General features: G+C 62.5%; 11 protein-coding genes and 1 pseudogene. 2 read left to right on the forward strand and 10 right to left on the reverse strand.

What is annotated here, in order from left to right:
* Positions 1-4: 4 nt before the first annotated feature.
* The 8 genes and pseudogenes from A4G99_RS08270 to A4G99_RS08305 all read right to left on the reverse strand — a co-directional run bounded on the left by A4G99_RS08270 (position 5) and on the right by A4G99_RS08305 (position 6,969).
* Positions 5-986: pseudogene (locus A4G99_RS08270) on the reverse strand (beta-ribofuranosylaminobenzene 5'-phosphate synthase family protein).
* An 81-nt stretch (positions 987-1,067) separates the two neighbouring features.
* The gene (locus A4G99_RS08275; protein ID WP_223301772.1) at positions 1,068-2,273 is read right to left on the reverse strand and encodes a glycosyltransferase; all 1,206 of its coding nucleotides are present in this window, start codon (positions 2,271-2,273) and stop codon (positions 1,068-1,070) included.
* A gap of 322 nt (positions 2,274-2,595) precedes the next feature.
* Entirely contained in the window at positions 2,596-3,654 is a 1,059-nt protein-coding gene (locus tag A4G99_RS08285; RefSeq protein WP_066141790.1) for a succinylglutamate desuccinylase/aspartoacylase family protein, read from the reverse strand.
* A gap of 70 nt (positions 3,655-3,724) precedes the next feature.
* Positions 3,725-4,597, reverse strand: a complete 873-nt coding sequence (locus A4G99_RS08290) for an RNA-guided pseudouridylation complex pseudouridine synthase subunit Cbf5 (RefSeq protein ID WP_066141793.1) — start codon at positions 4,595-4,597, stop codon at positions 3,725-3,727.
* Entirely contained in the window at positions 4,597-5,175 is a 579-nt protein-coding gene (gene cmk / locus A4G99_RS08295; RefSeq protein WP_066141796.1) for a (d)CMP kinase, read from the reverse strand. The genes A4G99_RS08290 and cmk overlap by 1 nt, the downstream gene beginning before the upstream one ends.
* Positions 5,176-5,214: 39 nt before the next feature.
* The gene (locus A4G99_RS08300) at positions 5,215-6,132 is read right to left on the reverse strand and encodes a DUF106 domain-containing protein (protein ID WP_066141799.1); all 918 of its coding nucleotides are present in this window, start codon (positions 6,130-6,132) and stop codon (positions 5,215-5,217) included.
* A 23-nt stretch (positions 6,133-6,155) separates the two neighbouring features.
* Positions 6,156-6,278: a hypothetical protein gene (locus tag A4G99_RS28665; RefSeq protein WP_255359064.1), complete on the reverse strand. Its 123-nt coding sequence runs from the start codon at positions 6,276-6,278 to the stop codon at positions 6,156-6,158.
* Positions 6,279-6,351: 73 nt separating this feature from the next.
* Positions 6,352-6,969 (reverse strand): adenylate kinase, encoded by a 618-nt coding sequence (locus tag A4G99_RS08305; RefSeq protein ID WP_066141802.1) that lies wholly within the window; start codon positions 6,967-6,969, stop codon positions 6,352-6,354.
* A gap of 87 nt (positions 6,970-7,056) precedes the next feature.
* Here A4G99_RS08305 and A4G99_RS08310 point away from each other — a divergent pair, with 87 nt between their 5' ends.
* A complete protein-coding gene (locus tag A4G99_RS08310; protein WP_066141805.1) occupies positions 7,057-7,470 on the forward strand; it encodes a hypothetical protein in 414 nt (137 codons plus the stop codon).
* A gap of 15 nt (positions 7,471-7,485) precedes the next feature.
* On the opposite strand, the gene A4G99_RS08315 is transcribed toward A4G99_RS08310, so the two are convergent.
* On the reverse strand, positions 7,486-8,238 hold the full coding sequence (locus tag A4G99_RS08315) for an Lrp/AsnC family transcriptional regulator (RefSeq protein ID WP_066141808.1): 753 nt from the start codon (positions 8,236-8,238) through the stop codon (positions 7,486-7,488).
* A gap of 175 nt (positions 8,239-8,413) precedes the next feature.
* Here A4G99_RS08315 and A4G99_RS08320 point away from each other — a divergent pair, with 175 nt between their 5' ends.
* Complete coding sequence (locus A4G99_RS08320) at positions 8,414-9,442, forward strand: bifunctional oligoribonuclease/PAP phosphatase NrnA (RefSeq protein ID WP_066141812.1); 1,029 nt, start codon at positions 8,414-8,416, stop codon at positions 9,440-9,442.
* Positions 9,443-9,458: 16 nt separating this feature from the next.
* Here A4G99_RS08320 and A4G99_RS08325 read toward each other — a convergent pair whose 3' ends face one another.
* Positions 9,459-11,870, reverse strand: coding sequence for an amino acid permease (locus tag A4G99_RS08325; RefSeq protein ID WP_066142471.1), 2,412 nt, complete (start codon positions 11,868-11,870; stop codon positions 9,459-9,461).
* Positions 11,871-12,025 lie beyond the last annotated feature (155 nt).

A 12,025-nucleotide genomic window follows, 5' to 3' on the forward strand; every position in this document is an offset into this window, starting at 1 on the left:
ATGTTTACCGTTTACGCTCGTTCCCGTCCACGTCCGCACCTCGGTTCCGCGGCGATACGACCAGGACGTCGCCGCCGACGGCCGCCGAATCGAGTGCGGTCCGGGCCGCGTCAACCGCCTCGTCGGCCAGTTGTCGCGTCGTCACGCCGTACACGGCAGGTCCCCACGACGACTGCCCCGCGCCGAAAACGGCAGGTGACGTTTCCATCTCCGTTACGATCTCGCCGACGGGTGGTCGGTAGACTCCACCCTGCTCGTCGGCGTACCACGCCCCGTTTCGGCGGCCGATCTCGGCGACCGAACACCCGAACCGCTCCGGATCGTCCTCCGCGATCGCCGGAAGGGTTCGCCTGACCAGTATCGACGCGATGTCGTCCGCGATGGTCGGATCCGCCCGCTCGACGGCCGAGCGCATGCTCGCGTCCTCGTCGTCGCCGCTCCTGACCGGGTTCGGCGTCCGGAAGGGCGAGGACGAACCGCCAATCGGCGGGAACGTCGTGGCGCGCGAGGACCGGTGGAACCGACCAGTCACCGCGGGGCGGTCGGTCGGTCGTGAACCGTTCGGTCGGATGCCCCGCGTCCACGACGAACCCACCGTGTTCGAACGTCGAAACGCCGATACCGCTCCTCCCGGCCCTGTCGAGCGCGGGAGCATGCTCGCGGACGGATGGCTCGCGTCCATGCGCGCGTGCGATAGCGGCGAATACGGCCAACGCGAGTTGCGTCCCGCTCCCGAGTCCGACGTGTCTCGGGAGCGTGTGAAGAACACGAACGTCCGCACCGGAAACGCCGAGCAGATCGACGGTTCGACGTGCGTACTCGCGAGCACATCGGTCATCGCAGTACACCTCGTCGGCCGGGGTTGCCTCGACGGTAACGGTCGGCGATTCGAGCGCGACTCCCAGCCCACCGTACAGTCGCTCGTGAGCGAGCGAGAGGTTCTGAAACCCGAAATGGAGTCGGCCGCCGACCGTTACTCGTGCCATACCTACCCGTCAGTGGATGGAAAAATGGCGATTTCGGCAGTGGCAAATTACCGTGCTATCCCGTCGCGGAGAGGCCGAAAACTACTCCATATGGTCGAGAACGTACTCCGCGGCCCGCGTCGCGCCGTTCTCGTATTCGGGGGACTCGGGCGGATGGCGCACCGCCCGCACGACGTGCGGGATCGAATGTTCGACTTGGAAACCCCGAAGCCCTGTGCGTTCGATGACCCGCGAAACACCGTGTTGTTCGTCGGTGAACGGGTGAATGATACACGGCGTCCCGGCCACGGCGGCCTCCATCACGGTCGAGTAGCCGGAACAGACGACGACGTTCGCCGCTTGAATCCACGGGAGAAGCGATGGCACCGATTCCCAGTCGTCGTTACCGACGAGCGTTACGTCGTTACCTTCCGCTTCCAACGCACGCGTGAGTTCCTTGAAATTCGTCGTGTAAGTACTCGGAACGAGGAGCACATCCACGTTCTCGGGTCGTTCTTCCCCGTTCGGTTCGAGCGCGACGGGAGGGATATGGACGACTCCCGCCGGGTCACCTCGGTCTGGTGGCCACACGGAGGGGTAGAGGAACGCATGGGAGATCGAGATCTGATAGCGGTTGAGAATCCACGTGAACACCTCCTCGACGGCGGCGTCGTAGTAGGAGGCGGCGTTGTGAGTGAGAACGTACAGCGGCGTGTCGGTGCAGTGGGCCGCCATCGCGGCGAACATGTCGTCGGTGACGAGCGCGGCTGGGTCTTCGCGGCGAAGCCATCGAACGAAGTCGAAGACGCGCCGTGCACTGTTCGGAACGCTTCGGGTCAACACGTCGAATATCGACCCGCCCTGATAATCACCGATGTAGTCGACCGTTGCAGGCCGATACACCTCGTAACCGTTGTGCTCGATGAACTGCGACCCCGGACCACCTCCCGCGAGGACGACATCCGTTTCCGGCCCTTCCAATGCCTGTGCTACCGCCAGCATCCGGGTCGCGTGTCCCGCGCCTTCCGGATAATGTGCGACAGCAACGGTCCGGCTCATGCGCAACTGTCTACCCTGCCGTGGGAAGTAAATTTGGATTTTCAGTTTGAACGGAAAAAGGAGTCGGACACGGTCGATTACGAGGATTTCGGTCGCGCCGCGCTGGAACGCGAACGGAACTGCGGGCGAGCGGACGTAGCTCTCGTCACGGGAAAAGAACGAACGACGAGTACACTCGCCGCTCACGAGAATGTCCGCCGCAAAATCATGGGACCACGGAAGGACGAGCGTTGCTCGTCCTTCCTGCATCCATTTTCAACTTGACGACAAACGATTCGCGTCGCTCATCGTTTGTCGTCCGATTGAAAATGGGACCGCCGAGAGTCGAACACCGTCGTTCCGCTTCGCTCCACGACGAGCTTCGGACTCACTTCGTTCGTCCGACATCGCGCAATGCACGATGCGACGCTCGGCGTTCGACTGATTTTCCTCCTCACGTACGTTCGTCGTAAAATCATGGGACCGCCGAGAGTCAACTCGGGTCCTACGGACCCCATCCGCAGAGGATACCACTACCCCACGGTCCCGCTACATTTCTGAAATGGTGGGTTGCCCTGTTAAGCCCTTCGTTTCACTCCCGAGATCGCGGGACGACGAGGTCCCCGTCGTCCCGGACCGCCAAACTGGTGACAGGGTCGTTCTCGTAGGCCGCGACGCCGTGATAGCGCCCGACGACGTAGCCGTCGTAGTCGGTTTCCACCGTCGCCTTCGACTCGCCGTGTGGCGTCACGATGTCGGCGATCACGTCGCCCTCCTCGAACGCGTCCCCCGGTTCGACGCGATGGCGGACGATTCCCGCCGCGTCGGTGTGCGGATGGACGGCGCGCTTGACCGGGAAATCGACGGGTGTGTCGAGTCCCGTCGGTTCGGGGTCGCCGGGGAGCATGTCGAGTTCGCGCATGACGTTCAACAGCCCGATGACACCCTTCGCGCGGGTGTCCTCCTCCACGACCTCGAAGCCGCCGAGTTCGACCGTGAACGACGGAATCCCGGCGTTGTTCAGCGCCGCGCCCGCCGTCGAACGCTGGAGGTTCTGCTCGACGTACTCCTCCGCGACGTACTCGTTGATGACCGGGAAGTCGTAGGCGTCCACGAGGCGTTCGAGTTCGTCGGCGAGGTCGTGGGCTTCGTCTTCGGTACGCTCGGACCCATACAACACTCGATCCCGAATCACGAACGGAATCGACCCGACCTGAGCGGTGTGGAGGTCCACGAGCGCGTCCGCCGACTCCGCGAAGGCGTCGAAGATGCGCTCGTCGATGAGTTCCTGCACGCGCGGCGGGCGCGACCCGTCCGCATCCGGGTCGGGGAAGTAGCGGTTCGGGTCGTCGCCGTGGTAGTACGAAGTGCGGGTTGTTTGGCGAAGTCCTGCGGGATTCAAGTTAGGGAGACAGACCACGGTGCCGTGAACCTTCGACTCCAAATCCTCCTTCATCACGTCCTGTGCGGTGGCGAGGGCGGTCACCTCGTTGCCGTGAATCGACGCCGTGATCCAGAGCGTCGGGCCGTCTTCTTCACCCTCCGCGATGAGCACGGGGAGCCGTTCGGGCGTTCCCGTGGGGAGGTCAGTGACGTCCAACCACCCGGTGACCAGTTCGCCGGGTTTCGATTCCGCAGTGCCGACTTGCATACCTGGTGGTGACTCGCACGCGACAAAAAGACGCCCCAACCGGCAGGGGAAGCGAAAATTCCGGAAATCGCTACACCAACACGCGCTCCAGTTCCACGACCGTCCCTTCCTCCGCATCCGCGTCGCCGACCATGTGACCGAGACAGACGGCCGCCCCGTTCGGCGTGTGACAGGCGACGAGTTGGTCTTCCTCCGCCTCTTCGGCGTCGATGACTCCCGGCGCGTACACCTGTGCGCCCTGTGCGACCTGCTCGGCCGCGTTGGGTGCGATGGTCACGCTCGGCAGGTGGGTCAGCGCGTCCTCGGCGGGGCGGACGACCTCACGTAGCCAGTCGTCCTCGCCCTCCTCCCGCCAGCGCGCCAGCGCGTCCGAGAGGTCGTGGAGTGTCACGAGGTCGGTGTCGTCGAACGGGCCGGTGGCGGTTCGACGGAGGTGACCCATGTGTGCGCCCGTCCCGAGCGCGAGGCCGATGTCGTGACAGAGTTTTCTGATATAGGTCCCGCTCTCGCAGCGAATCCGGAGGAGCGCCTGTCGGTCCTGCACTTCCAGGGTGTCCAACTCGTAGATTTCACGCACGCGGAGTCGTCGCGAGACGGCGCTCTTTCGCGGCGGTTTCTGATACAGCGGTGCCTCGAACTCCGAGACGATGGCTTCGAGGTCGGCTGGCGCGGTGTCGTGCAGTTCGAGGACGGAGACGTACTCCTTCGAACCCTCCAGAAAGACCTGCGAGAGGCGGGTCGCATCGCCGGTCAGCGTCGGCAGACACCCCGTGACCTTCGGGTCGAGCGTGCCCGAGTGTGCGGCTTGCTCGACGTCACAGAGGTCCCGCACCCACGCCGCGACCTGGTGGGCCGACGGGCCGGGCGGTTTGTCGAGGTTGACGACGCCGAATTCGAGGAGTTCGCGTGGCGAACGTTCGGTTGGTGGGCCGCGAAGCGTCATCAGAAATCGTACGAGATGCCTTCGGTGGGGTACTTTCCTTCGTCGGACGCTACCTCGTAGTTCTCGATGGCGGTCGTGAGCATGGCGAGAACGTCGTTAGGGTTCCAACGGGCGGTGTTGATGCTTAGGTCGTAGATGGTGAGGTCGTTGATGTCGATACCGTAATATTCCTCGTAGCGCTGTGCCTCGCTACCCGCACGGGCGCGGGTTTCGGTCGCCGCCTGCTTCACGGACTTGTCCTCGCGGTCGGAGATACGGGCCGCACGAACGTCGAGCGGTGCGTTGAGCCAGATTCTGAAATCGGCGTACTCCCCGGCGAGCCATCCGGCGAGTCGGGATTCGAGGACGAGGTCGTCCTCCTGCGTGGCGATTTCCCGAAGCCGTCGATCCAAATCGCGGTCGATATCCTCGTCCTCCTCGGCCAACTTGTTGAATTCGAGCGGCGTCAGATCGCGTTCCGCGGCGAGTTCGCGGAAGATGTCGCCGCCGCTGACGTGGTCCAGATCGAACGCGTTTGCGAGTCCCTCCGCAGTCGTGCTCTTCCCACTCCCCGGTGGGCCTGAGACGGTCAATAACATATGTGCCCTCGCACGGGCACCAAGAAAGAGGTTTTGAACTTAGGTCGGCGTCGTCTGGATGTTCAGCGCCTTCCGGATGAGTTGCGTGAACGCCATCGAGCAGAGGAAATACCAGACGATCCACGCCATCATCGGGCCGACGACCCCTGCCTTCCACGCCGTTTCCCCGATCATCGGAAGGACGATGTGGGAAGGTACCACGGGCGTCGGATGGCCGCCGATGCGCCAGTACATCCAGAGGAACGCCGGGATGGTGATGAACATCGACCAGACCATCGGGCGGAACTGCTCCTTGAACATCCCCGTCTGGTCGCCCATGGCTTCCATCTGCTCCTGGCGGATGGCTTCCATCTCCTGCTCGTTGCCGCGTTCCTTCGCTTCCTTCTGACGCTCCTGGATGTCCTTCATGCGCTCCTGATACATGCTCATCTTCTCCATGTCCATCAGGTTGTCCTGCAGGAGCGTGGTGTACAGTCCCGTCAGCATGGAGACGATCATGATGACGATGTAGAACGGGAGCGCGTGATCTATCGGGCCGAGGACGACGTTGACGACGCTTCCGACGGCGGCTTTGATGGTGTTGTTGGAGTAGCCCAAGAACAACCCGATGCTCGCCACCGCCGCGAGTTTGTCCCACATCGACCACGAGGTCGATTCCATGTCGTCCACATCACTCGACGAAGAGGAAGTAGTCGTCGTCGTCGCCGCCGTTCCGGAATCATCGAGCGCGTCGGCGACTTCGTCGGGGTCCGACAGTTCGAATCCATGAATTCCATCTTCGAGAATCCCCTTCTCTATCAAGCGACCCCACTGACCGCTCGTGAGGTCGTCGTTTACGTCCTGCCATTGGACTTCGTCCGACCCCTCGTCGGTCCGCTCGTAGATGACCGAGAGGGCGTCGGCCATCGCCGGGTCCTCGGCGATGAGCGTTTCTACCTTCTTCGCTGTCCGTGCCATTACAGCACGATTAGAATTCGGCGTTAATCAACCTTCGCCATCGACACGGGCGTTACGGCGACCGACGGGAGCGTCGGGAAGACGAGATACCGAAACGGTACGTAGACAAGTGGCGTTCGAACGTCGATGAAGCAGCGTTCGGACACCGACTCGATACGCTCCCCGAAACGGAATCAACGAAGCCGCACGAAAAAGATTGTTCTTCGAATAGCGACCGATTCAGGCCTGCTCTTCTATCGTTTCACGGATATCGTCCCACACTTCGTCGGGCGTCTGCTCGCCGTCGATGCGGATGAGTTCGCCGGACTCGTCGAAGTGGTCGATGACGGGTTCCGTGTTCTCGTGGTAGACGCGGAGGCGTTCCCGAACCGTTTCCTCGGTGTCGTCGTCACGCTGGACGAGTCGTTCCTTGACCGCTTCGTCCTCGGCGGGGTTGTATTCGACGTGGTAGATGTCGCCCGTTTCGGGGTCGAGACGACGGCCGGTCAGTCGGCCGACGAGTTCGTCCTCGCTCACGTCGAGGTACAGGACGATGTCGAGGTCGGTGATGTCGGCCAGATACTCCGCCTGCGAGAGGTTTCGCGGGTAGCCGTCGAGGACGTAGCCGTCGGCCTCGGACAGCGCGGCATTCACGATTTCGTTCACGACCGGGTCGGGAACGAGTTCGCCCTCGTCCATGAAACTCGCGGGCGTTCCGTGTTCGGTCTCCATGTGCTTGTTCGCCCGAAGCGCGTCGCCGGTCGTGACGTGTTCTACGTCGAATTCGTCGGCGATTCGCGCACTCTGTGTCCCTTTCCCAGCACCGGGCGCACCCAAAATCAGGATGTTCGGGTTCATGCAATCACCTGCGATGTCCTCGCATAAAGGCTTACGGAAAGGAAGCAGGGCACCCGGTTTTTGTCGGCGGGGGACGAATCTTCGGGTATGACTCGATTCAGCGCGGACACACCGACGGAACGCCGGAAACTCGTCGTGGACGCCATCACCGCACACCGCGAGCGTACGAGCGCGTTCTGCACGCTCCAAGCCGACGTGGAAAGCGAAGCGGAGGAAGACGATTCCGAGGAGGAACTGGAGGTACCGCCGTGGATCCAGTTTGGCGACCGCACGCTCAACCTGGACTGTACCGAGGAGGAACTGGAGCGACTCAAGGACCTGCTCCGGGAGTTCCCGGCCTTCAAAATCGAGCAGTTGGAGAGTCCGGAGGACGCCGATGGAACGAACGTCCGTATCAGCGCGAAGGCCGACGCCAACCGTATCGCGCAGTTCGTCGAACGCGCGTTCCGCGAGGTGTACGGCTGTTCGGAGTCGGTGACGCTGTGGGCCGTCGAAGTGTAAAATTCGTCGCGGAGATCAGACGGTCGCGGTTCCGGAAAAGCCCTCCAAGGCGTCGTCCGACACTCCTTCGCGTGAGAACACGGTAACGACGTCGTCGGGGCGGATTCGGGTGTCCCCCCGCGGCGTCAGCATCGAATCGTCGCGTTCGATGGCGATGACGAGGATGTCGTCGCCGATGAGTCCCTCGGCACCGGCCTCCTTGAGCGTCTTGTCGGCGATGGGTGAGTCCTCGCTGATGGCCAATTCCGCGACGTCGGCTTCCCCGGAGAGGCTGACGAAGTCGGTCATCGAGATGTGGCTCCCCTCCTTGTCGGGGCCGAACGGGTGGTACGGCTGGAACCGCTCGTTCTGGATGAGGTCTTCGCCCTCGATTTCGAGCCCGCGGTTCGACAGTTCGCGGGCGATACGCGAGAGGTCGCTGGTGTCCTTCCCGACCGCTTTGACCTGGATGTTCCCGCGACCGGTCATGAGTTCCCGGACGTTGACCACGCCGGGTATTTCGAGGATTCGCTGCGCGAGCGTCTCGCGGTTCGGGACCGGCGCGGTACACGTGAACTGGTTCGTCAGTCGTCCATCGACGCGTTCGAAATCGACGTTCGCGTGGAACCCCGTGAGGATACCGTGGTCTTCGAGTTGTTGAATCCGGTTGCGTATCGTCCCCGACGAGACGTTGACTTCGCTCGCAATCTGCGGGGCGGAGGTGTCACGCGCGTTCCGCATCAGATAGTAAATTATCCGCCGGTCGATTTCGTCGAGCCGATATCCCATACGGAACAGTAGTCCCAAGGACGTTAAACCGTTTTTCGCCTGCGGCCGGGATTCGTCGGCGAATCGCGTTCGAGACGCGGGTAATCTGGGCCTACCGGGGTAACAGTTACATTCCTCGGTGTTGACGACTGATTAACACGTCGTTCGGCCTCATCCGGCCGGACGGTCTCAACGAATGTCCCTCGATACGAGCCTCCGCAAACCCACAGATCGGTGCGATTCGCTGCTTTCCGTACTCGACGGTGCCGAATCATTGTCCGTCGTGTGTCACAACAATCCCGACCCGGATAGCATCAGCAGCGCGCTCGCACTGGCCGCGATTGCGGAGTCGGCGAGCGTCGCCGACGTGGATCTGTACTACAGCGGCGAGATAACGCACCAGCAAAATCGGGCGATGGTCAACCTGTTGGACGTGGACCTGTGCCCCTTCTCCGAGGAGTGTCTCGATTCGACGGATCTCATGGGCTTCGTCGATCACGCCGTTCCTGGTCAGAACAACCGCGTGCCCGACGGCTACGTCCCCGACATCGTCATCGATCACCATCCGAACGAGTCGGTCGAGGGGGTCCACGTGGACCACCGGGAGGAGATCGGCGCGACGGCGTCGATCCTGACCGAGTACCTGGTCGAACTCGATATGGAACTCGACGCCCGACTGGCGACCGCGCTGTTGTTCGGCATTCGACGCGAGACGCTCGAATTCACGCGCGATGCCACGGAAGCGGAATACACGAACGCCCGGTATCTCCATCCGCACGCGGACGTGGACCTGCTCCGCCGCCTCTCGGATTCGCTGTTCACCCACGAAACACTCGACTCCATCGCCGACGCGATTCAGAATCGCGTCGTCAAAGGGTCGCATCTCGTCTCACACGCCGGACGGACGACCGAACGGGATACGCTCCCCCAGGCGGCGGACTACCTGCTCAATCTCGAAGGGATTTCGACCACGCTCGTCTTCGGCATCATCGACGAGACGATCCACCTGAGCGCACGGACGAGAAACCCCCGCGTTCATGCGGGCACCCTCGTGACCGAGGCGTTCGGCGATATCGGAAGCGTCGGCGGTCATCGAGCGATGGCGGGCGGCGCGATTCCGCTCGGCCTGTTCGGCGCGCTCGACGACCGCGACGACGTGCTCGTGGAACTCGTGAGCGAGGTGCTCACCGAGCGGTTTTTCGAACAGGTCGTCGGGACGCCGTAAAACCGAAACGGGGGCGTCAGCGAAGCCAGCGCGAGAGCCAAGAGGTGATTCCGAGGTGGCGCTTCGCCATGATGATGGTGCTCTTCGAGCGCCAACCGACCTGCTCCGGCAGCGCGCCGAAGACGAACTGTTGGAGCAGTCCTTCCCGCGTCGCGCCGATGATGGTCAGGTCGTGCTGGCCGGTTCGTTCGACGATGGTGTCGACGACGTCGTCGCCGGTGAGCAGTTCGGTCGTGACGGGCGTCCCCTCGCCGAACGACGCCTTCGCGTCTTCGAGTGTCTCCTCCGCGTCCGCCCGCTCGCTCTCGTCCGCGTCCGGACGGACGACGTGTACGACTTCGACGGTCGCGTCGTTCGAACTGGCGACGTGTTCGGCCACCTCGACGGCGAGTTCGGCGTGTGGGCCACCGGCGGTCGGGACGAGGATGGATTCGACCCGCTTTTCATCCGGTCCGATTCGCTCGACCAACACGTCACAAGGGGCGTTTTGGACGACTTCGTCCACGTTGCTTCCGAGGACGATATCGCGTCGTGCGCTCGTGCGCTGACCCTTCCACCCCATCAGCACGGTGTCGCTGTCGTACTGTTCGACGGTGTTGAGGATGGCCTTCGAGATGTCGTGGCCGATGCGGACCGTCCCGCTGACGGGAACGTCGCTGTCCTTGGCGACTTCCATCGCTTCCCGCAACACTGCACGCCTTGGCTCCACGAACTTCCGACCTTCCTCGATCGGCGTCTGCTGTGGCACCGTGACGATGCTCATGACGAGAATCTCGGCGTTCCGGTCACGCGCGATGCTGATCGCGGTACGCATCAACTGCGGTACGCTCTCGGGGTTGGCGATTGGGACGACGATTTGGTTGTCGGTCTCCGACGGGACGCGTTCGGTGACGATGGTCGGCGTCTCCTTCTCCAACTTCTCGACTTCCTTGTTGCGGGAGTAGCCGTAGTAGATGGCGAGACCAAGCCCCATCCAGATGACGGTCGTGACGAGTGCGACGAATCCCTCCGAGTTCGCCCCGATTCCGGGTTCGAGTCCCAGTTCGAGCAGGAGGAACGGCGTCAGGAGGAACTGGAGGACGAGGCCGATGAGCGGCGGCCACGGCATGTACGGAATCCTGTACGTCCGTGGCAGGTCGGGGTGCGTCTGGCGCATCCGGATGACCGTCCAGTTCACCTGCACGAATAGCAGGATGAACATGAGGTCGGCCGAGGCCGCGACGCTCTCGATGGGGAGCGTGACGGCCATGGCGATGATGAGGACCGAAGAAAGCGCGAGTGCGATGTGCGGCGTGCGCTTTTCCGGGTGAATGTTGTCGAACATCGCCGGAAGCACTCGATCACGGCCCATCGCGAACGACACTCGACTGGACGAGAAGATGGTCGCGTTGAGTGCCGAGAGCGTCGCCGCCAATCCTGCGATCAGCAGGAGCGGGATACCGTACGGGACGAACGACCCCGCCGCTTGGATGATACCGAGTTCTCCGAGGTCGCCGAGGAGATTCCACGTCGGGACGTTCGCGGGCGACCCGCTCATGCCTGCAATGTTGAGTAGGTGCTGGGTCACGTCGATACCGCCGATGGCAGCGAACGAGACGAGGACGTAGATGGGCACGACGATGATCATCGAGTAGAAGATCGCTTTCGGGATGTTTCTCCCGGGGTTGACGACTTCCTCTCCCGACTGGACGATGATCTCGTATCCCTCGAAGGCGATGTAGGTGAACCCCATCGCGCCGAGGATGCCGATGAAGCCGTTCGGTGCGAACGACGGACTACTGACGAACTTCGCGGTCCAATCGGGCGTGGTCAGTGTCGCTTTGATACCGAAGGCGACGAAGACGCCGAGGATTATCAGTTTGAGACCGGTGACGATAATCCCGGCCGTCCCGGTCTCCTCCGCGCCGCGGAAATTGATGTAGGCGAAGAGGAGGACGACCAGCACGGCCATCCCCTTCTCGGCCATGATGGGCGTCACAAAGCCGAACAACGCGAAGTCGTGCGTGAGGCCGGTTCCGTAGATGACGAACTCGACGAAGAACGTCCCGAAGGTGACGGCGTACAGGGCACACGCGACGGCGTGTGCGAACCAACTCATCCATCCGGCGTAGAACCCGTTGGGGTCCACGAGCGCCTCCTTCACCCAGAGGTAGCCACCACCGGCCTCGGGGAACGCCGCGCCGAGTTCCGCGTAGGAGATAGCGGTGAACATCGCCACGAACCCGTTGAGGATGAACGCGACGGTGAGCGCCGGACCGGCGATACCCGCCGCGAATCCGGTCAGGGCGAAGACGCCCGCCCCGATCATCGCGCCGACGCCGATGAACGTGATATCGAACAGGCTCATGTCGCGCGAGAGTTCGGTCTCGACGGAACCATCCTCGACGCCCCCACTCGCCGCGTCCGACTCGGTCGAACTACGGTCCATCAACCTCACCTCGCTGTCCACCGAGTAAAGCTCTGCCGTGGTCGTTTGTTATCGACGACATTATTTCGTATTCCCCAATACAATCGGCAGTATAATACTTTTTCCCCATTCCCTTCATAAGGATATTTCTGGGTAGCTATCTCTGGCGCGAAAAT

The organism is Haladaptatus sp. R4 (assembly GCF_001625445.1).
Lineage (GTDB): Archaea > Halobacteriota > Halobacteria > Halobacteriales > Haladaptataceae > Haladaptatus.